Raw genomic sequence first — 21,201 nt, 5'->3', positions numbered from 1 at the left:
TCCAGAGTGAGAGTTTGGACGCGATCATTGGGCTGACGCCTCACGGGGTCGTCGCGAAGGAACCCCTTGCCACAATGCTGGATTGATCCTTCGTCTTTGTCAAGGAAAGAGCGGCGCCGGGGGACCGCGCCTACTGCGCCGTCCAGCCGCCATCCATCGGCAAAGTCGTGCCGGTAATCTGCCTGGCCGAGTCCGAGCACAGAAACAGCGTCAGCGCGGCGAGCTCCTCGACGGTGACGAATTGCTTCGTCGGCTGTGCCGCCAGGAGCACGTCGCGCTTGACCTGTTCCTCGGTCATGCCGCGCGCCTTCATCGTGTCGGGGATCTGCTTTTCGACCAGTGACGTCCAGACATAGCCGGGCGCGATGGCGTTTACGGTGATGCCGTCCTGCGCGACTTCCAGCGCTACCGTCTTGGTCAGACCCGCTATGCCGTGCTTGGCCGAGACGTAAGCCGACTTGAACGGCGAGGCGACCAGTGCATGCGCCGACGCGGTGTTGATGATGCGGCCCCATTTGCGCGCCTTCATGCCGGGCACCACGGCCTTGATCGCGTAAAAGGCGGCAAGCAGATTGATGCGGATGATGGCTTCCCACTTGTCGTCGGGAAACTCCTCGATTGGCGCGACATGCTGTATCCCGGCATTGTTGACCAGAATGTCGAGGCTGCCCAAGGCCTGCTCGGCTTCGCGCACCATGGCGGTCACCGCTGCGCCGTCCATCATGTTGGCGCCGGAGTAGCGGCACTGGACGCCAAAATCCTTCTCGATGCCGGCGCGCTCCTGTTCGATCGCCGCGGCTTCGCCAAGGCCGTTGATCGTGACGTTGGCGCCCTCGGCGGCAAGGGCGCGGGCAATGGCCAGGCCAATGCCGCTGGTCGATCCGGTGACGAGCGCATTCTTCGAAGAAAGGGAACCCATGGAGATCTCGCGACTGTTAGGAGGACTACAAAGGCACATAGTTTGTGCGCCGCAACATGACAATGCCATAACCATATGTCGGCGCCATCACAGCCCTAAAACGCGCTTTGCCGGCCTCGCCGAGCGCCGTCTCAAGGCTGACACGTCAAGGCTGGCACGGCAGTGTTATGGTGCGGCGCAACATAGTCGGCCGCGCATTCGCGCAGTCATTCCTGAACCATCGATCCAACGAATCAGGGGGCTGTAGCTTGAAATCGCCGATGTCGTGATGCGTGCCTATGCCATGCCGCTCACCAACCGTCCTTTCCGCCCGGCCCGTATCGCTTCTTCGATCCGACGCCCTGAGCTATCCTGCAATCTCCAGCAGGGCCGATACCAGCAAGTGGCGTTCGTCGGCGGACAGCACGTCGGAATCGAAGAGGTTCATGCTGCGCAGCCCTTCGATGGCCAGAAAGCAGACCAGCAGCGTCTTGAGGTCCGGCGTCTCGCTCTTCAGCCGCTGCAGCAGCTGCGACTTGAAGGCTTTTATCGGCGTCAGGAAATCCGGATCCTCGGCGATCGCCGAGAATATCCACGAAGCCGTCGGCTTCGGCTCCTCGCAATCATCCGCCGAGAGCCGGATATAGGTGGCGAGCAGGCTCTCGCCGCTGGCGCCGGCGACACGGCCCGATTCCAGCGCCAGCTCGAACGCGCGCAGGTAATTCTCCACCAGGCCCTGCATCAGTTTGGCCTTGGTCGGAAAGTTATATAACAGGCCGCCTTTCGACACGCCGGCGCGGCTGGCGACGGCGTCAAGCGACAGGCTGCCGGGACCGGTCTCGCGTGCGACATCGGCGGCGGCGGCGAGTATCTTGTCGCGCGAATTTGCCCTTTGGGTCTTCATCGATCCCTTCCCCCGCACCAGCCTAGGCGGAATTGACAAGACCGTCCAGACGGTACAGTAAGTTCGCCGTCATTTGTAATCGGGACCTGGCGTCGATAAGTGTCCCGCTATTCGGCTATTTTGCCGGACACCGGCCGAGGGGACAGTTCGTGAAGCGCTTCATCTCTATCACCGCAATTCTGCTTCTGCTCGCTCTGGTGTGCGTCGGCGTTGTCGGCTTCAACCTGTTCCGCGACAACGCTATCAAACAGTATTTCGCCACCATGAAGCCGCCGGCGACGACCGTATCGACGGTTGTCGTCAAGCCTTCCGACTGGACGCCGGGGGTCGAGGCGATCGGCACGGTACGCGCCGTGCGCGGTGTCGACCTTACCGTCGAGACCAGCGGCATCGTCAAGGACATCCTTTTCCATGCCAACCAGAAGGTGCCGGTCGATTCGGTCCTGCTGCAGCTCGACGATGCCGTCGAACGCGCGGATCTGGTCGCGGCCAAGGCGCAGTCCGTGTCCGACAAGACGGCGCTCGAACGCGCGCTGGAGCTGCAGCGGCGCGGCGTCGGAACGGATGCCACGCTCGACACCGCTCAAGCCGCTGCATCGGCCTCCGCCGCGCAGGTCAACAAGCTGCAGGCCGTGCTCGATCAGAAGCAGCTGACGGCGCCGTTCGCCGGCACCGTGGGCATCCCCAAGATCGACCTCGGCCAATATCTCTCGCCCGGCAACGCAGTGGTGACCTTGCAGGATCTGGACACCATGCGGGTCGATTTCTCGGTACCCGAACAGCAGCTGCCGCTGCTCAAGATAGGCCAGGCGGTGCGGCTCGGCCTCGGCGGCACCGGCGGCGGCGCCGACATGCCGTTTGCCGGCTCCATTCGCGGCATCGATCCCAAGATCGACGCTTCAAGCCGCCTGGTGTCCGTCCGCGGCGAGGTCGCCAACCCTGACGGCAAGCTGACGCCCGGCCAGTTCGTCCAGGTTCGCGTCGAGCTGCCGCAGGAGAAAAACATTCTGTCCTTGCCGCAGACGGCATTGACGTCGAGCCTCTATGGCGACTTCGTCTTCGTCGTCGTTCCGGCGAAGCCGGCGGAAGGCGCCCCAGCCGCGAAACCCGAGGAAAAGCCTGCCGCGGGGGCCGACGCAGCAAAGCCGGCGGCAGATGCAAAGCCGGCAGACGCGAAACCGGCTGCCGAAGACGCCGCGGCGAAGCCCGCGGACAAGCCGGCTGTCGACCCCGCGAAGCCCGCGGCAGAACCGGAAAAGCCGGCGCTCGTGCTGTCGCAGGTGTTCGTGAAGCCCGGCCGCCGCAACGACGGCATGGTCGAGATCATCGAGGGCATCAAGGCCGGTGACGAGGTCGTCACCGCCGGTCAGAACCGTCTCTTCAACGGCATGTCCGTCGCTGTCGACAACACCATTGACCCCAGCAAGTCGGCTAACCAGCAGGCTCAGCAATGAACTTTTCCGACATCTTCATTCGCCGGCCGGTCCTCTCCACCGTCCTCGCCTGCATGATCCTGCTCCTGGGTTTCCAGGGCATCTTCAACCTGTCGATCCGGCAGTATCCCAAGGTTGACGAGACGGCGATCACCATCACCACCGCCTATCCCGGCGCCAGCGCCGACCTGATCCAGGGCTTCATCTCCGCCCCGATCGCGCGGGCCGTCGCCTCGACCGAGAACATCGACTACGTCACCTCGTCCAGCCGGCCGTCTTCGAGCACCGTGGTCGTCCAGATGAAGCTCGGCTCCAATCCGGATGTCGCGCTGACCGAGGTCCTGTCGAAGGTGCAGGGCGTACGCGGCACCTTGCCGGATGCATCCAAGGACCCGGTCATCGTCAAGGGTACCGGCCAAGAGTTCGCGATGATGTACATCTCGATGCAGAATCCGAACATGAGCAAGGAGCAGCTCACCGAATATATCGAGCGGGTGGTGCGGCCGCGCATGTCGACGGTCGAAGGTGTCGCCGACGTGCAGATCTTCGGCGCCGAGGAATATTCGATGCGGGTCTGGATCGACCCGGTCAAGCTTGCTGCGCGTGGCGTCACCGCCGCCGAAGTGCTGGCGGCGATCAACAACTCCAACTTCCTGTCGGCGCCCGGCAACACCGAGAACGAATATGTCGTCTCCTCGATCACGGTTCGCTCGACGCTGCAGACGCCTGAGGCCTTTGCCGAGCTTCCGCTGCGCTCGACGGACGGCCAGGTGGTGCGCTTGCGCGACGTGGCGCGAGTCGAGCTTGCCGCCGAGAGCACCGACACGAGGGTGAGCTTCAATGGCAAGCCCGGCACCTTCCTCGCCATCTTCCCGACGCCGGCCGCCAACCCGCTGACAACGGCGGAGGCGATCCACAAGATCGTGCCTTTGATTCAAGAGACGCTGCCGAAAGGCATGACCATCGAAATCGTCTACGATTCCACCGAACAGATCAGCGCCTCGATCGATGAAGTGTTCAAGACCATCGCCGAAGCCGTCGCCATCGTCGTCGTGGTCATCCTGTTGTTCCTCGGCTCATTCCGCTCGGTGATGATGCCGATCGTGACCATCCCGCTGTCGCTGGTTGGCGTCTGCTTCCTTTTGTTTGCGGTCGGCTATTCGATCAACCTTCTGTCGCTGCTGGCCATGGTGCTGGCCATCGGCCTTGTCGTCGACGACGCTATCGTGGTGGTGGAGAACATCCATCGCCACATGGAGGAGGACCACATGTCGCCGATGCAGGCGGCCTTCAACGGCATGCGCGAGATTTTCTCCGCCATCGTGGCCATGACCATCACGCTCGCCGCCGTGTTCGCGCCGCTGGCCTTCACCGGCGGCCTGACCGGTGCGCTGTTCCGCGAGTTCGCGGTGACGCTCGCCGGTTCGGTGGTGCTGTCCGGCCTCATAGCCGTCACCATCACGCCGATGATGGCGGCGCGTCTGCTCAAGGCGGGATCGCACAGTCGCTTCCAGCGCGTCGTCGACGGAACCTTCAGCCGTGTCGAGCATGTCTATGAGCGGGCGGTAACCGCCTCCTTGAGAAATCGACCGGTGACGCTGCTGATGGTCGTGGCGCTGGTTGCGCTCACCGGCTTCATGTTCACCAAGACCTCGAGCGAACTGGCGCCGGAAGAGGACCAGGGCTTCCTGTTGTCGATCGTGACGGCACCGCGCTACGCGACCTCGGACTACACCGAGACCTACGTCAACCAGATCCTCGGCCTGGTGAAGGACATTCCCGAAACCAGGGCGCAATTCTCCGCCGTTGCCTTTGGCGGCGCCACCAACGGCGCCTTTGTCGGCTTCGCCTTCAAGGATTGGGCCGAGCGCCAGCGCAACTCAAAGGAGCTTCAAGCCGATATCCAGGGACGCCTCGGCAAGGTGGCCGGCGTCGAGGCCTTCGTCTTCGCGCCGCCGACGCTGCCGGGCTCCGGCGGCGGCCTGCCGATCTCCATGGTGGTGCGCTCGACCGGTGGTTCCGCCGAGGTCTACGAGGCGGCCGAGCAGATTAAGAACAAGGCGCAGGCCTCCGGCCGCTTCATCGTCGTGCAAAACTCGATGTCCTTTGACGCTCCGCAGGTGACGGTGACCATCGACCGCGACCGCGCGGCGGCTCTCAACCTGCCGATCGCCGACATCGGCCAGACGCTGACGCTGCTGGTCGGCGGCGCCGAAGTGGCTCAGTTCGACCGCGATTCCAACAGCTACGACATCATCCCGCAGGTGCCGAAGGAATTCCGCGACAATCCCGAGAAGCTCGGCGAATATTTCGTGCGTAGCGTGACCGGCGAAATGGTGCCGCTTTCAGCGGTAGTGAAGATTTCGACCAACGCCGCGCCGGCCGCGATCGAGCAGTTCAACCAGCTGAACTCGGCGACGATATCAGCGCTGCCGCTTCCCGGCGTCACCACGGGCGACGGGCTGCAGACCCTGGAGAACCTTGCCAAGGAGAGCCTGCCCGATACCTTCTTCATCGATTATTCCGGCCAGTCCCGGCAGGAGAAGGAGCAGGGCAACACGATCCTTATCGCGTTCGCAGCCGCCGTAATCGTCATCTATCTGGTGCTGGCGGCGCAGTTCGAAAGCTTCCGCGACCCGCTGATCATCATGATGGCGGTGCCACTGTCGATCTTTGGCGCCATCGTGCCGCTCAATCTGGGGCTTGGAACGCTCAATATCTACACGCAGGTCGGCCTGATCACACTGATAGGTCTGATCACCAAGCACGGCATTCTTCTGGTCGAGTTCGCCAACCAGCAGCGCGAGTTGCATGGCATGAGGCGGCGCGATGCGATCGTCGCCTCGGCCAAGGTGCGCTTGCGGCCGATCCTGATGACGACAGCGGCGATGGCGCTCGGCGTCGTGCCGCTGATCGTGTCCAGTGGTGCTGGTGCGGCGGCGCGCTATTCGATGGGCCTCGTGATCTTCACCGGCATCCTGGTCGGAACCATGTTCACCCTGTTCGTGGTGCCGATGTTCTACACCTTCATCGCCAGCAAGGACCTGCCGCACCACGCCGAAAAGCCAGACCCGAAGCTGATGCCGGTGCACGCGGACTGAGCTGCGAACGGCGTTAGCGAACAAACGAAAAGAGGCCGGAAATTTCCGGCCTCTTTTTTGACTGGATTGATTTACCGCGAAGCTCTGATGGAGCTTCAGGCGGGAACTTGCGGTGCGGCATGACCTGGCCGGCTGCGCTGCACCATCGCTCCAAACGCAGTCTGCTACTTGACGATGACGATGCTGGTGTTGGTCGGGCCGAAGGTTTCGACCAACTGGTAGAAGTCGGCGGCATTGTCGGGATGCAGCCGCACGCAGCCATGCGACGCCGGCCGTCCCAGCCGCTTGATGGCGTTGGTCGCATGCACGGCGTAGCCGCCGCTGAAGAAGACCGAATGCGGCATCGGCGCGTTGTCGTATTTCTTCGAATGCCACATCTCGTGCATGCGGGTCGGCTTGAACGAGCCGGTCGGCGTGACATGCGCACTGTCGCCGGTCGAGACCTTCCAGGCGAAAGTCGGCCGGCCATCGACCAGCACTTCCATGGTCTGCTGCGACAGCGAAACACGCGCCACGATCTGGTTTGCCGCGGCATGGGCGGTGCTGTTGGCGGTGCCAAGCAGAAGCGCGGCGCCGCCGGCTGCGGCGGTGACGTTGATGAGTTTGGCGGAAATGGCTTTGTACATGATGGCTCCTCTTTGCCGGTCCTGCCGGCGTCAATTCGGTGGCCGCCTTATCCCCGCGCCATGTTTCAGACTGACTTCGCTGAGGCTCGTTTGTGTTTCGAATCTGTTTCCTCTGGTTAACAAGCAAGGTGGACAAGGGAAGCGTGCTCCGCCTTCGCTGCGCACTCCCGATCACGCACCGCGCCCCCAAACGAAAGTGCTGATGTCCTTATATGAAAGAAGATTGGCTTCGCTCGAAACCGACTTGCAACAAAGCGCGGCCTGGGCGGCATGATCTGGTTACAGGCTCGCGGCACAGTCATCCCAACGAGAACAGCCGGCGCCAACGAAAATGAGCATCAAATCGACCACCCTGTCCTGGCTCTTCAGGATAAGCATCGCCGCATTTGTCGTCGGCGGCATCGGCACAGTAGCCGGCACCCCGATGACGAAACTGGCGGTGATGAATTCGGGTGAGATTTCGACGCTGCATGCCGCGCTGTTCATAGCCTTGGTCTGGATTGTCTCCAGTCTGCGCATCAACCGTCTCAGGGCCCTCTGGCGGGTCGGCCTCGGGTTGAAGTGGATGCGCGGCCCCTCCGGCAACTTGCTGCCGAGAGGACCGAAGGCCCGCGTCGCAACGGGGGGCTCCGTGGGCGACGCGGGCACTTCGGGTTTATCCTGAAGCACCCGCGGTTCTGATTTTTGGGGACAACCGATGAAGACGAAATCTGCAGCCTCCGTGCTTTCGGTACTGCTCTATGCACAAGGCCTGCTCGGCTTTGCCGGTCTCGCCACGGTTCTCCTGAAGGACCGCGCGCATGCCGCCAGCGAAATCGTAGTCGCCAGCGAATTGCCGTCGGGACCATCGCTTCTGGTGGTGCGCTGACGCCTATGCATGGCGCCCGAGATTGCGCAGCTTTTTTGGGCGAGCCGAGGAACAATCCAGCCTCCCGACCCTCAGTCGGCGCGCTGCGTCGGCGGGTCGAACCGGTAGCCTGCGCCGCGTATAGTTGTGATGGTTTCGGTGTCGAGCTTGCGGCGCAGCCGCACGATGCGCGAATCGATCGAGCGGTCGAAGGCATCGGCATTTTCGGCGGGCGCCGCCGCAATGATGTCGTCGCGCGTCAGCACCTTGCGCGGGCTGGCCAGAAACAGCCTGAGCAGCGCCACCTGGCCCGGCGACAGCTGTTCTTCCGTACCCGAACGGTGCATGACGATGGCCGACCGCAAATCGACGGTGGCATTTTCCAGCACGATCAGTTCCTGGGCGGACCTGCCGCGCCGCGTCAGCAGGCCGCCGATGCGCGCGGCAAGCTCCCTGACATTGAGCGGACTTTCGACGACATCTGCGGCGCCAAGCTCGAGCGCCAGCACCTTGTCGACCAGATCGGCCGGCCGGCAGATCAGGATGAAATCCGGCCCCGCCTTCCCGTCCGCGCTCTGGCCGCCGCCATAACGCCTGAGCAGGTCCCGCCCTTCCGCCTGGCTGAGGCTGTCGCCGACGATGACGATATCGATGCCTCCGGCCGAAAGCAGGGATTCAGCTTCCCAGGGCTGCCGCGCCTCGCGCACGTCATGGCCGCGCCGGTCGAGATGATCGGCAAGATCGCCGGCCACCACATCGGCGACGGAAACCAGCGCGATGACGGATCGTGCAGCCATGTTTTTCTTCCCGTTCCCCCGCAACCGGATATGAGTGCTGGACATCATGTTTATACCCAATCTACTTTCCGCTGAAAGCGGGAGCGAGGCCATAGTGCGGGCACGGATTGTCATCGTCGAGGACGAGCCCGATCTCCGGGACGCGGTAGCCGAGTATCTCGGCGCCAACGGCTACGATGTGACCCAGGCCGGAAGCGCGGCCGAGGCGCGCGCCTTGCTGGAGACGGAATCGTTTCATTTGGCCATTCTCGACATCGCCATGCCGGGCGAGGACGGACTGTCGCTCGGCCGCTGGCTGCGCTCGAAAATACCGGTCGGCATCATCTATGCCACGGCTGCCGGCACCGCACTCGACCGCATTGTCGGGCTGGAGCTTGGCGCCGACGACTACATCGTCAAGCCCTACGAGTTGCGTGAGGTGCTGGCTCGTGTGCGCAGCGTGCTGCGCCGCGTTCCGCAGCCGAGCCCGCCCCAGGCGGCGAAGACACAAGCCGATGGCGGCCGCCGCCTGACCTTCGGCCCGTTCCAGGCCGACCTCGACGGCAGGCTTGTCACCGGCGCCAACGGCGCCGTCATCGACATGGCCAAGAGCGAGTTCGATGTGCTGGAGGTTTTCCTGACCCGCGCCAACCGGCTGTTGACGCGATCGGCGATCTCCGAGGCGATTGGTTTTGTTGAGGATCCTGAATCGTCGCGCGCCGTCGACATTCGCATCATGCGGCTGCGCAAGAAGATCGAAACCGATCCGGCCAATCCGAAATTTTTGCGCACAGTGCGCGGCGAAGGCTATATCTTCTCGCTGCCGACCGGTGACGGGCACTAGAGCAATTACAGGAAAAGTGTACGCGGTTTTCCGCCCGGAATTGCGTAAAAACAAAGAGATAGAGGCTTCTCCGTTTCCGTGAAACGGTGAAACGGTGAAACGCTCTAGCAATTCCAGGAACAGTGCGTAGCGATTTCCGTTCGGGATTGCATTGAAACATGGAGCGTTTCACCTTTTTCGTGAAATGCTCCATAGCTGCCTAATTCGACGGCCCTTTACTGATGGCTGACATGACCGCTGAACCAGCACCACGTATGGACCCGCAAGGCGCTCGCCAGAGCGCCGCGATGGCGGCTGTGCGCGTCGTCCGCCGGTTGCGCGATGCCGGCGACTGGCAGCGCGAGATGGAAACCATCCTCGAAACGCTCTGCAGCGCCATGAATTGCCAGCGCGGCATCCTGTTCAGGCTGCGCGAATTGCCCGGCCAGGGCTTCGCCCAATCGGTCGCCGCCTACTGGATCGATCCTCGCTTCGGCGGCGAACTGGCTTCGCCGACGGTGATCATGCAGTCGATCGTCGATACCGATCCGCTGCTGGAGCGGATTGGAGAGGACGAGCGGCAAGGCAAGATCTTCGCCGGCCATACGCGCGATCTCGACGGGTTCCTCAGGGCCGATTTCGAAAAGCAGCACATCAAGTCGTTCCTGTCGGTATCGGTGTTCGCGCACGGTCATCTGTGGGGCACGTTCGCGGTCAATGACTGCCTAAACGAGCGCGAATGGACCGAAGAGGAAGAGGCGACGATGCACATCATCGCGCTCGCCATCGGCGACGCCATCGAGCACTCGCCGTCCGACGCCCATGCCAGCGAAGTCATCCGCCGCACCATGCTGCAGGCGTCGCTCGACGCCATCATCGTCATCGACGAGACCGGCTCGATCATCGAATTCAATCCGGCCGCCGAAAAGATGTTCGGCTATCAGCGCAGCGACATCCTCGGCAAGGACCTGCTCGATACCGTGGTGCCGGAATATTACCGCAAGGGCTATGTCTCGGGCGCCGAATACATGTCTGGCCGCGGCGCGCCGATGGTTGGCCAACGGCTTGAGACCGTGACACAGAATGCGGCCGGCGAGGTGTTTCCCATCGAATTGACGGCGACCGAGATGCGGGTGGCTGACCGTCAGCTCATCTTCGGTTCGATCCGCGATCTGCGCGATAAGCTGCGCGCCGAAGAAGAGATCAACCGCCAGCGCGAAAAACTGCACCAGAACGAGAAGATGGCGGCGATGGGTTCATTGCTGGCCGGTGTTTCGCACGAGCTCAACAACCCGCTCGCCGTGGTCGTTGCGCAGTCGACGCTGCTGCATGAATTCGCCACCGACCCGCAGACCAAGGTTCGCGCCGAGAAAGTGCGCGCCGCTGCCGAGCGCTGCGGCCGCATCGTCAAAAGCTTCCTGTCGATGGTGCGCCTGCATCCGGCGGCGCAGGCCGAGACCGATCTCAACCAGGTGATCCGCGCCGCACTCGAAGTAACCGCCTATGGCGCACGCTCGAGCGGCATCATCATCGACACCGATTTCGCGCCCGGCCCGCTGCTGGCGATGGCCGATGCCGACCACGTCACGCAGGTGGCCGCCAATTTCCTGATCAACAGCCAACACGCTCTGGCCGGTATCGGCGGCGACCGCCTGATCAAGGTGCGGACATTCCGCAGCGATCGCGGCAACCCCGGGTTTTCGGTCGAGGACAACGGACCGGGCATTCCCGAGGCGATCCGCAGCCGCATCTTCGAATCCTATTTCACCACCAAGCCGGTCGGCGTCGGCACCGGCATCGGCCTGTCGATCTCGAAATCGATCGTCGAGCGCCACAACGGCAATATCTGGTTCGAGGAGGTGCTGCCGCGTGGCGCGCGCTTCGTCGTCCAGCTGCCGGTAATCACCGGCGGCGCGGCAGCAGCCGGCGACAGCCCGGCTCGTTCCAGCGGCTTGCGCCATGCGCTGATCATCGACGACGAACCCGACGTCGCCGGCTCCCTCTCCGACATCCTGGAACTGATGGGTATCAAGTCGCGGGTCGTGCCGGCCTGGACGTCGGCGGCGGCGACCTTGACCGGCCACATGCCGCCAGACATCGTCTTTTCCGACTTGCGCATGCCCGGCACCAGCGGCATTGCCATCTACCGCGAATTGCTCGCCGACAACCTGGCGCTGGCCAAACGCTTCGTGCTGGTCACCGGCGACCTGATCGGCGCCAAGGCCGAGATCGAAGCCTTGCCGGCGCCGCAGCGCCCGCAAATCCTGGAAAAGCCGTTCTCGACGCTGGACGTCCGCGGCGTACTCTCGGCAATAGCCGACCAGGTCGCCGCCGCCGGCTAAGTTTTCGGAAGCACCCATGTAGGGTCTATCGAGATTCGGGTCAGGCCGAGTCGAGAATGGTGGTTCCCGAGAACCGGAGCGGAGCGTACTTGAAGTACGCGAGCACCGGAAGCGCAGGGAACCTCCATGCGCAGGCCGGCCTCACCCGAATATCGATAGGCCCTAAAAAAGAGGCTCCCGACCGAGGGAAGCGGCGGGAGCCAAGAACGAGCGCGGGAGGAAGCGCTCGGGAGGTTCAGAAAACGTTGGGTGTCGTGGTCAGCGGCGCTGCGTTGGCGATCATGCGGACGGAACGCGCCTTGTGCACGCCGGACTGGGCGGCGATGACGCGCAGGCACTCCGCGCTCTCGGCGCCCCAGGCCTGACCCTGGCAGGCAAAATCGATTTCCGGCTCCGGCAGCCGGGCGGTCTTGATGGTGGTCGGCGCGCCCTGGACAACATTGGCCGGCGGGTTGAGCGAAGCAAAAGCCGGACCGGAAGCCGGTGTCAGGAACATGACGGCCAGAGCGCAGGCGCCCAGCATGGAGAACATCGCAACCGGATGGTCGCTGGCGCGCTGACGCAGTGCCAGTTTGGCGCGTCGTTCGTTGCTAGTGATCTCGACTTTCGTATGCATTGCTGCTCCCCTTCGTTTTCTTATGAAACGAACCTAAGCGCGCCTGGTAACGGGCGAATGATGCGCTTGGCTTGCCCGCGTAACAGGTTTGAAACAAGAAATTCGGGCATATCCGGACAGATCCGGTCATGTGCCGACGGCAAGATGCGTTTGCGAAGCTGTTTCATCCGGGCAATCAAATGTTGACGACAGGCGGGCCGCGAACGCACCAAGCCCGCTTCCTGTCGGCCGCACTATGAACAAGCTCACACTGCGGATCGAATTTGCGGACGCCAGGTATTTTCGTCTCGGAGCGGGCCGTGTTTGCAAGCTCGGCACGGCCAAATCCGCATGCCGGACAGCTATTTCACGCCCCCGGTTAACGCCCGGATATTCCGGGATTTTCTGGCTTTCAGCTGGTCCTGTTGTGCCGACTTGAAAAGTTGTGATTTCTACAAGCCATTGCATTTCAATGTAAAATATGGTTTTATTGAATGAGTATTCAATAAAAGAAGAGCTTTTTTATGAACCCGCATCTCCGTGACGTGGCGATCCCCAATGATTGGGACCGGCGGGGTCTGCCGGGCTGGAGTTATCACTCCGACGCGCTTCTCGAACTTGAGAAGGAATACGTCTTCCGCAACCATTGGCAGATCGCCGGCCATGTCTGCGACGTGCCGAATGCCGGCGACTATCTGACTATGGACGTGGTCGGCGAGCGGGCGCTCATCGTGCGCGGCAAGGACGGCGTCGTGCGCGCCTTCAACAACATGTGCCGGCATCGCGGCAGCCGCGTCGTCGCCGACAGCCAGGGCACCTGCAAGAACGCGCTGGTCTGCCCGTTCCATGGCTGGGTCTACAATCTCGACGGCACGCTGCGCGGCGCCGCCCGGCCGCGCTCCTTCCCCGAGCTCGACAAGACCGAATTCGGCCTGATGCCGCTCGACCTTGAGATATGGATGGGCTTCATCTTTGTCCGCTTTCGCAAGGGCGGCCCGCAGCCTTCGGTGGCCGAACTGTTGAAGCCGATCGAGGCCGAGATGGCACACTACAACGTGGCCGAGATGGTGCCGTCCTGGGGCATCTGGACACAGAAAACGCCGGTCAACTGGAAGTCGGTGCGCGACGTCGACAATGAAGGCTACCACGTCGCCATGGCGCATCCGGCGCTGCAGGATCTCTACGGCTCGACCTATTTCGACGAGCCGTTCATCAACGGCGTGTCGCGCTCGTTTGCCACCTACAATCCGCATGCCGGCCGGCGCTGGAGCGTGCGCGAATACATCAAGCTCACGCCCGATGCCTCACACCTGCCGGAGCATCTGCGCAGGGCCTGGATCTATTACGGCATCTTCCCCAACAACGCGCTGTCGATCATGCCGGAATCGGTGCAGTTCTATCAGGAGTTCCCGCTGTCGACCGGCGAGACGCTGCTGCGCGGCGCCATCTACCGCTACCCCGACGAGACCCGGGAACAGGCGGCCGCCCGCTATCTCGCCTACCGCATCGACCGCGATACCATGAACGAGGACGTGCAGCTTTCCGTCTGGTCAAACGAGTCCATGATCTCGGAGGCCTTCGAGGGTTTTTATCTCTCCGACCTCGAATACGGTGTGCGCACCCACCACGACCATCTGCGCAAGCAGATCCCGGTGCTGGGCCTGGAGACGGCGCCGGAGGAGAAGGACATGTGGAACCTCAATGAGGCTATGCGCTCGCAGGTGTAGGGGCGGAACTGCCAGTCACCCCTGCCACACGCCCTCTTTGCGCAGATCGTCCATGGTCCGCGAAATGCCTTCGCGCAGGATCGCCACCATGTCGTCGATCTGCTCTCGCGTGATGATCAGCGGCGGCGACATCACGCACATGTTGATCAGCGGCCGGACCAGGAGGCCGAGTTCGTGGCAATGCGCGTCGATGCGCTTGCCGACATCCTTGTCGAGCTGCAGCGGATCCTTGCTTTCGCGGTCGGCTACGCACTCGACGCAGCCCATCAGGCCCATGCCGCGGACTTCGCCAACCAGCGGCAGTTCCTCCAGCGTCTTCAACTGCGCCTGGAAATAGGGCGCGACATCGCGCGTGTGGGCCAGCACGCTGTCTTCCAGGATATCGAGGTTCTTCAGCGCCACCGCGCAGCCGATGGGATGACTGGTATAGGTCAGGCCATGGCCGAACATCGCATCGGGATGGTTGGAACGGCGCATTTCCTGAAGCAGCCGCTCCGAGATGATGACGCCGCCAAGCGGGAAATAGCCTGATGTAACGCCCTTGGCGAAGGTGATCATGTCGGGGTCGATGCCGAAGCCATCGCCGGAGGCAAAGACATGGCCGAGCCGCCCGAAGCCGGTCACCACCTCATCGGAGATATAGAGGATATCGTTGTCCCTGCAGATTTCGCGAATGCGCTTGAGATAGCCATCCGGCGGCACGACGACGCCGCCGGATGCCTGCACCGGTTCGCCGACGAAAGCACCGATCTTCTCTGCGCCGACGCGGGCGACCGCATCGCGAAACTGATCGACCAGGAAATCGCAGAAGGCGGCGATGTCAATGCCTTTCGGCCGCCGGAACGGGTCTGGCGAGGACAGTTTGACGACCAGATCGTCGGCGCCGTCCATCCAGTCGCGGTCGCGCGGCCGGCCGTTGAGCGAGGCCGACAGATAGGTCGAGCCGTGATAGGCGCCGCCGCGGCTGAGGATCAGCTTCTTTTCCGGCCGCCCGCGCACATTGTTGTAGAACTGCATGAAGCGCAGTGCCGTCTCGACAGCCGACGATCCGCCGGTGGTGAAGAAGGTATGGCTGAGATCGCCCGGCGCATGATCGGCGAGGCGCTTGGCGAGCTCGGCCGACGGCGCATTCATCGTATACCAGGGCGTGTTGTAGGACAGCATCATCGCCTGGTCGTACATCACCCTGGCCAGCTCCTCGCGGCGGTGGCCGACATTGATGCACCACATGCCGGCCGGCCCGTCGATCAGTCGCTTGCCTGTTACATCGGTGATGTAGATGCCATCGCCCTCGCCGATCAGCGCACGCGCTTCATTGCCGACCGAGCCGGCATAAGGCCAGGGCTGGATGAGATGGCGCTTGGCCAGCTCGACCGCATCGCCACCGTCAGCCATTTCCATCGCTCTTAGGTCTCTTGCAGCCGCCATCATTGCCTCGCATCGTCTGAGCGTAATTTCACCGGATAGAAAGCGAAGCGCCAAGGGCAGGAAAGCCGGCTTTCTTCACTTCATTTTGAATGTCCGTTCAATCAATATTACAGAAATAGCGCTTGATTTCAATGCACGGATGCGCTCATGATGAAAGAAAGCCGGCAAGCTTGAGCGCAACCAGCAAAGCGCGCTCCGCAAAAATTGGGAACAGGCAGCCGGCCCGGTCGATGGGAGCATCATGGCGGAACAGTTCGAGCCAGCAACCGAGATCACGCCCGGGTCGCTGCAATGACGGTAGCTGCCGAAGGGGTGCCCACGCGGCGCATGACGCGAGCAAGGCGAAACGCCCTTCTGCAGTCCGAGTCCGTCCAGGGCCTTGCCCTGATCAGCCCGACCTTGGTCTACGCTTTGATCCTGCTGCTGGTGCCGATCCTGGTGGTCTTCGCCCACTCCTTCTGGACGCAGAACTACCTCACCATCGACCATACATTCACGCTGGAGAATTATCGCATCGCGCTGACCGAGCCGATCTACCGCGATCTGCTCTGGCGCTCGCTCTACATTTCGCTGACGGTGAGCTTTTTCACCGTCATCCTCGCCTATCCGATCGCCTATTTCATCTCATTCCATGGCGGTCGCCACAAGAGCCTGTGGCTGTTCCTGATCACCATCCCGTTCTGGACCAGCTATCTCCTGCGCGTGATGTCATGGAAAGTCATCCTCGGCTATAATGGCGTGCTGAATTCCGGCCTGATGGGCCTCGGCATCATCGACGAACCATCGACCGCGCTACTCTACAATTCCAGCGCCGTCATCATCACGCTCACACACGCCTGGGCGGCCTTTGCCATCCTGCCGATCTTCGTTTCGCTCGAGAAGGTCGACCGCACCTTGGTCGAGGCTGCCACCGATCTTGGCGACGGCCCGCTGCGCTCCTTCCTGCGCGTGACGCTGCCGCTGTCGGCGCCGGGCGTCATCTCGGCCGCTCTCATCGTCATGATCCCCACCGTCGGCGACTACGTCACCGCAAGGCTGGTCGGCGGCAAGGATGGCGTGATGATCGCCAATGCCATCGAGTCGCAGTTTCACAAGGCCTCCAACTGGCCACTCGGCGCGGCACTGTCCGTGACCACCATGCTGGTCGTGACGCTAATGGCGGGCGCCACCGTGCTCATCATCCGCGCGCTGCAGAGGCTGGCGCGATGACGGCGAGGCGGCGCCTTTTCCCCGGCGGCTGGCTGTCCGCCTACGCCCTCCTCTACGTCGTCTTTCTCTATCTGCCGGTGATCTTCCTGCCGATCTTCTCGATCAACACCGCGCCGACGCCAAAATTTCCTCTCACCGGCTATACGCTGAAATGGTACCAAGACCTGCCGAAGACGCCGGCGCTGCTTGACGCCGCCTGGAACAGCCTGATCGTCGGTATCTCGGCATCGGTGCTGGCGACGCTGCTCGGCATCCTCGCCGCCCGCTCGATCACCCGCTACCGCTATCCCGGCCGCCGCACAATCAATGGCCTGATCATGGCGCCGCTGGTGCTGCCGGAAATCATCCTCGCCATCTCCATGCTGCTGGTCATGCTGCAACTGGGCTTAAGCCTTTCGCTGTTCACCGTCGTACTCGGCCATGTCCTGATCTGCATTCCCTATTCGATGACGGTGCTGACCGCCGGTTTCGAGGGCTTCGACCGCAGCCTCGAAGAAGCCTCCGCCGATCTCGGCGAGAGTGCCTTCGGCACCTTCCGGCGGGTGACGCTGCCGATGGTGGCGCCGGCGATCATTTCCAGCCTCCTGGTCTGCTTCACCATCTCGCTCGACGAGTTCGTCATCGCTTTCTTCCTGACCGGCACCGAGACGACGCTGCCGATCTATATCTGGGGCCAGTTGCGCTTTGCCGCCAAGCTGCCGGGTGTGTTGGCGCTGGGCACGCTGCTGCTGGTTGCCTCTTTCGTTTTGATGACCGTTGCCGAGATCCTGCGCCGCCATGCGGCCAGACGCACCCAGAGCGAGGGAGGCCTCTATGCCTGAGCAGTCCCGGGCCGAACGGCCTCAGGATGAGCCATCCAAGCAAGATAAGTCCGAGCGGGCCCAATCTGATCGACCCCAAACCGACCGAGCAATGATCGAAATCCGCAGCATTACCCGCAGCTATGGGGCGTTCAAGGCGCTCGACGACGCCTCGCTGACCATCAAGGAGGGCGAGTTCTTTTCGCTGCTCGGCCCTTCCGGCTGCGGCAAGACCACGCTGCTGCGCATGATTGCCGGTTTCGACAACCCGACCAGCGGCTCGATCTCGGTCGGCGGCCAGTCGATGGAAGGCATCCCCGCCAACCGCCGGCCGACCAACATGGTATTCCAGAGTTATGCCATCTTCCCGCATCTCAATGTCGAGCAGAATGTCGCCTATGGGCTGAAACGGCTCAGGCTGGGAGGAACGGAAGAAAAGCGCCGCGTCGAGGAAGCGCTGGCGCAGGTGTCGCTCACCGGCCTCGGCAAACGCCTCGCCACCGAGCTTTCCGGCGGCCAGCGCCAGCGCGTGGCGCTCGCCCGCGCCTTGGTGATGCGGCCCAAGGTGCTGCTGCTCGACGAGCCGCTGTCGGCTCTCGACAAGAAATTGCGCGAGCAGATGCAGGTCGAACTGCGCCGCCTGCAGCAGGCGGTCGGCATCACCTTCGTGCTGGTCACCCATGACCAGTATGAGGCGCTCGCTATGTCCGACCGCATCGCCGTAATGTTCGGCGGCAAGATCGCCCAGGTCGCCTCGCCCAAGGAAATCTACCAGCGGCCGGTCAACCGCCAGGTCGCCGATTTCCTCGGCGGCATGAATTTCGTAAAAGCGCAGATCATAGAGGAGAATGCCGCCTCGCTGGTCGTCGACACGCTGGGCTTCGGCCGGGTCAGGACCGACAAGCCGAAGGCCTTCATGCGCAATGGCGGCGGCGCCACTCTGGGCATCAGGCCGGAGCGATTGCGCGTGCTGTGGGACAATGCGACGGCGAAATTCGAAGTGGCCGGCAAGGTGGTCGAACGCCACTATTTTGGCGAGATCACCCACCTGATCGTCGAGATACCCGGATTGGAAAAGCCACTGTCGGTCACAGAGACCAACGACTTCGGCGCCGACGATATCCCCGTCGGCACGTCGGTCCGCCTCGGCTACGATCCCGAGGCCCTGGTGGCGATGGCGGACTGAGCATGATCCCGAAAAGTGGGAACCGATTTTCGGAATAAGATCATGCTCCACTAAGAATTTTAAGTTCCGTCGCGATCTGTTTGGCTGCGATCCGCCCCATCACGATGGCGCCTTCGACATAGCCCGGGAATGACGGCGACAGTTCCGAAGATGCGAAATGAACAGGATCTGCGCCGGCACGGATCGTGCGCTCGGCATCCCGTGCCGTCACATCGACAATAAGGTCGCTGTAGGCGCCGCCGCTCCAGCGGTCATCGATCCAGTCGCGCTGGCTGAAATCGACAATGTCGGCTGCCTCCGGCCCAAGGGCATCAACGAGCCTTGCCGTGACCTCCGCACGCAACGCCGCGCCCGCGAGCGGACGCCAATGCAAGCCCAGCGGTCCGCCGACGAAGACGACCAGCGCGGCATGTTGCGCATCCTTGCTGGCGTCACAAGCGAACAGGCCCGGCAGGTCGCGCCACATCACCATGCCGCACAGGTCGCGCTTGCGCCAGAACGGCGTGGGATAGCGCACCAGGATCTTGATCACCGCACCGCTTTCCCAGACGCCGAGCGCCTTTGCGAGAGCTGGCGGCAGAGCGGGCGCGAAATCCAGCTTCGCGGCCCTCGCCGGCGGCAGCGCGACCAGCACTCTTCGCGCTTCGATGGCGCTGCCTGCCGAGACGGCACGAACCCCTTGCGGCCCGTGCTCGATGCGCGTAACCGCCTCGTTCAGCCAAACCCTGTCGCCGAGATCTCCGGCCATATCCTCGGCCAGCGACTGCATGGTTTCGAGCAGCGAATATTGCAGCTCAGGCACCTCGTTGGTGATGCGGCGGTCATTGTCGATGAGGTACCACAGCGGCACCTTGTCCATCGCCAGGCACCACAGGCCTTCGATCATCGAGCGGAAAGCCGTCTTGGCGTCAGTGGGATCATGCTGGCGTTCGAGCCAGGCGGCAGCGCTCATGCCGGCGATCGAGGGATCGTCCGGCTCGATCGCATTCATCCGCTCGCGGATTGCCATCGCGCCATGATAGGTCCGTTCGGCCTCTTCGACCGACAGCGATGGATGGGTGATGAAATCGCCATTCACATAGGTTTCGACGAAGGCCTTGCCACGGGACGCGGCCAGCGCCGTCACCTCCGGCATGTCTTCGCAGAAAAACTGGCCGCCGCTGTCGATGCGCTCGCCAAGCCCGTTGCGAATAGCCTCGACCCTGCCGCCGACGCGGTCGCGTGCTTCGAGCAGCACGACATCGATGCCGGCCTTTCTCAGCTCAAGCGCAGCCGACAGGCCCGTGAAACCGGCGCCGACGATGACGACATCGGTTCTTTCAGTCCTGTCGCTCAATAGCCGGCCTTGATCTTCTCGAATTCCGTGACCATGCGCTGCTTGAGCTCAGGCGGCACCGGCTGCTGGAACAGCGTCCTGTCCAAGAACTTGTCGAGATTGTCGAAGCCACGGTCGCTCAGCACCTGATGGTCGATCGCGGCCATCCCGGCGCTGTTGCCGTGGCCGTAACCGAAGGTCTTGACCAAGTAATCGGACACGGCATGCGCGTTGACCGCACTGAGGAAATCATAGGCCTGATCGAGCTTGCCCGGCGCATCCTTCATCAGCACATAGCCGCACACCCAGGTGGATATGCCTTCCCTGGTGTCGCGGTTCATGGCGATCGGCATGCCTTGGCCCTTGAGCGTCACGAAGGTCTCATTCCAGCCCCAGACGAGGTCGACCTCATTGCCGGTAAAGGCCTGGTTGAGGTCGGTGTCGTCGGTCCAGTAAAAGCGGATGTTCTTGTGGACGTCACGCAGGAAGGCGGACGCCTCCTGGAACTGCGCGTCGGTCATCTTGGTCCAGTCCTTGAGGCCGATGACCAGGCTGGCCAGCGCATAGGCGTCATCGACATTGTCGCCGATGGTGACGCGGCCCTTGAATTTGGGATCGGCGAAAATCTTCAGCGACTGCGCTTCCTCCGCGGTGACCTTGTCGGTGCGGTAGAGCAGCGAAGTGTTGCCCCAGTCGAACGGCATGAACCAGGCCTTGCCGTCGGCGGTGACGGCGAGATCCTTCATCGCCATGATGCCGGGATTGAGATCCTTCCAGCCGGCGATCCGCGAGGTGTCGAGCGGTTGCAGAATGCCGGCCGCGCGCCACTTGGTCACGCTTTGCGAGCAGGGGTGGGCGATGTCGGCCTTGAAGCCGGCGCGCATCTTCTGGAACGCTTCCTCCTCGTCGCCGAAGAAAGCAAAGGTCGGCTCGGCGCCGTATTTGGCGGTGTAGTCGGGGTGCAGCAACGGATCTTCATAGCCTGACCAGTCGAACACGACGAGGTCGCCGCCGCCTTCGGCATAAGCAAGCACGGCGCCAGCGCCGACTGTAAGAGCAGCGGCAAGGGCGAGGCGGCGAAGCATGGAATTCATGGCGCGAAACTCCTCATCGCGAAAAGCGGCCGGGCGACGTTACGGAATTTCAGCGGCCTTGGCGAGACCGTCTGCCCGGCGCACTGACAGGCAGACG

General features: G+C 62.7%; 18 protein-coding genes. 10 read left to right on the top strand and 8 right to left on the bottom strand.

Annotation, left to right across the window (positions count from 1 at the left end; genetic code table 11):
* Positions 1-130: 130 nt before the first annotated feature.
* Positions 131-919: a 3-hydroxybutyrate dehydrogenase gene (locus X727_RS140225; protein WP_023683942.1), complete on the bottom strand. Its 789-nt coding sequence runs from the start codon at positions 917-919 to the stop codon at positions 131-133.
* Positions 920-1,265: 346 nt separating this feature from the next.
* The gene (locus X727_RS140230) at positions 1,266-1,802 is read right to left on the bottom strand and encodes a TetR/AcrR family transcriptional regulator (RefSeq protein WP_023670057.1); all 537 of its coding nucleotides are present in this window, start codon (positions 1,800-1,802) and stop codon (positions 1,266-1,268) included.
* A gap of 149 nt (positions 1,803-1,951) precedes the next feature.
* On the opposite strand from X727_RS140230, the gene X727_RS140235 reads away from it, so the two are divergent.
* Positions 1,952-3,256, top strand: coding sequence for an efflux RND transporter periplasmic adaptor subunit (locus X727_RS140235; protein WP_023670058.1), 1,305 nt, complete (start codon positions 1,952-1,954; stop codon positions 3,254-3,256).
* Positions 3,253-6,336 (top strand): efflux RND transporter permease subunit, encoded by a 3,084-nt coding sequence (locus tag X727_RS140240; RefSeq protein ID WP_023696405.1) that lies wholly within the window; start codon positions 3,253-3,255, stop codon positions 6,334-6,336. Before X727_RS140235 ends, X727_RS140240 begins: the two co-directional genes overlap by 4 nt.
* Positions 6,337-6,500: 164 nt before the next feature.
* Here X727_RS140240 and X727_RS140245 read toward each other — a convergent pair whose 3' ends face one another.
* The gene (locus X727_RS140245; protein WP_023683946.1) at positions 6,501-6,962 is read right to left on the bottom strand and encodes a L,D-transpeptidase; all 462 of its coding nucleotides are present in this window, start codon (positions 6,960-6,962) and stop codon (positions 6,501-6,503) included.
* A gap of 331 nt (positions 6,963-7,293) precedes the next feature.
* Between X727_RS140245 and X727_RS140250 the strand changes: the two genes are divergently transcribed.
* Together X727_RS140250 and X727_RS1000000167015 are read left to right on the top strand one after the other, a co-directional pair.
* A complete protein-coding gene (locus X727_RS140250) occupies positions 7,294-7,626 on the top strand; it encodes a hypothetical protein (protein WP_023670061.1) in 333 nt (110 codons plus the stop codon).
* Between the two features lie 33 nt (positions 7,627-7,659).
* Positions 7,660-7,830 (top strand): hypothetical protein, encoded by a 171-nt coding sequence (locus X727_RS1000000167015; RefSeq protein WP_023670062.1) that lies wholly within the window; start codon positions 7,660-7,662, stop codon positions 7,828-7,830.
* Between the two features lie 71 nt (positions 7,831-7,901).
* Here the strand turns inward: X727_RS1000000167015 and X727_RS140255 are convergent, their stop codons facing one another.
* Positions 7,902-8,606, bottom strand: coding sequence for a response regulator transcription factor (locus X727_RS140255; protein ID WP_023670063.1), 705 nt, complete (start codon positions 8,604-8,606; stop codon positions 7,902-7,904).
* Between the two features lie 94 nt (positions 8,607-8,700).
* Between X727_RS140255 and X727_RS140260 the strand changes: the two genes are divergently transcribed.
* Together X727_RS140260 and X727_RS140265 are read left to right on the top strand one after the other, a co-directional pair.
* Entirely contained in the window at positions 8,701-9,429 is a 729-nt protein-coding gene (locus tag X727_RS140260; RefSeq protein ID WP_023670064.1) for a response regulator transcription factor, read from the top strand.
* A gap of 230 nt (positions 9,430-9,659) precedes the next feature.
* Positions 9,660-11,750, top strand: coding sequence for a hybrid sensor histidine kinase/response regulator (locus X727_RS140265; protein WP_023670065.1), 2,091 nt, complete (start codon positions 9,660-9,662; stop codon positions 11,748-11,750).
* 235 nt (positions 11,751-11,985) lie between these two features.
* Here the strand turns inward: X727_RS140265 and X727_RS140270 are convergent, their stop codons facing one another.
* A complete protein-coding gene (locus tag X727_RS140270) occupies positions 11,986-12,366 on the bottom strand; it encodes a hypothetical protein (RefSeq protein WP_023670066.1) in 381 nt (126 codons plus the stop codon).
* 503 nt (positions 12,367-12,869) lie between these two features.
* On the opposite strand from X727_RS140270, the gene X727_RS140275 reads away from it, so the two are divergent.
* Entirely contained in the window at positions 12,870-14,072 is a 1,203-nt protein-coding gene (locus X727_RS140275) for an aromatic ring-hydroxylating dioxygenase subunit alpha (protein WP_023696407.1), read from the top strand.
* A gap of 15 nt (positions 14,073-14,087) precedes the next feature.
* Here the strand turns inward: X727_RS140275 and X727_RS140280 are convergent, their stop codons facing one another.
* Positions 14,088-15,500, bottom strand: a complete 1,413-nt coding sequence (locus X727_RS140280; RefSeq protein WP_023701365.1) for an aminotransferase — start codon at positions 15,498-15,500, stop codon at positions 14,088-14,090.
* A 291-nt stretch (positions 15,501-15,791) separates the two neighbouring features.
* Between X727_RS140280 and X727_RS140285 the strand changes: the two genes are divergently transcribed.
* The 3 genes from X727_RS140285 (at position 15,792) to X727_RS140295 (ending at position 18,695) form a co-directional block, all read left to right on the top strand.
* On the top strand, positions 15,792-16,709 hold the full coding sequence (locus X727_RS140285) for an ABC transporter permease (protein WP_023806551.1): 918 nt from the start codon (positions 15,792-15,794) through the stop codon (positions 16,707-16,709).
* Positions 16,706-17,530, top strand: coding sequence for an ABC transporter permease (locus X727_RS140290; RefSeq protein WP_023693704.1), 825 nt, complete (start codon positions 16,706-16,708; stop codon positions 17,528-17,530). The genes X727_RS140285 and X727_RS140290 overlap by 4 nt, the downstream gene beginning before the upstream one ends.
* 91 nt (positions 17,531-17,621) lie before the next feature.
* Complete coding sequence (locus X727_RS140295; RefSeq protein ID WP_023835007.1) at positions 17,622-18,695, top strand: ABC transporter ATP-binding protein; 1,074 nt, start codon at positions 17,622-17,624, stop codon at positions 18,693-18,695.
* A 40-nt stretch (positions 18,696-18,735) separates the two neighbouring features.
* On the opposite strand, the gene X727_RS140300 is transcribed toward X727_RS140295, so the two are convergent.
* A complete protein-coding gene (locus X727_RS140300; protein WP_023835006.1) occupies positions 18,736-20,031 on the bottom strand; it encodes a flavin monoamine oxidase family protein in 1,296 nt (431 codons plus the stop codon).
* The gene (locus X727_RS140305; RefSeq protein ID WP_023835005.1) at positions 20,028-21,104 is read right to left on the bottom strand and encodes an extracellular solute-binding protein; all 1,077 of its coding nucleotides are present in this window, start codon (positions 21,102-21,104) and stop codon (positions 20,028-20,030) included. Before X727_RS140305 ends, X727_RS140300 begins: the two co-directional genes overlap by 4 nt.
* Between the last annotated feature and the right edge of the window lie 97 nt (positions 21,105-21,201).

The sequence above is a fragment of the Mesorhizobium sp. L103C105A0 genome (genome assembly GCF_000502215.1).
In the GTDB taxonomy this organism is placed as follows: domain Bacteria; phylum Pseudomonadota; class Alphaproteobacteria; order Rhizobiales; family Rhizobiaceae; genus Mesorhizobium.
Note: the sequence above shows the minus strand (reverse complement) of the source record. Positions and strands in the feature narration are given on the sequence as shown.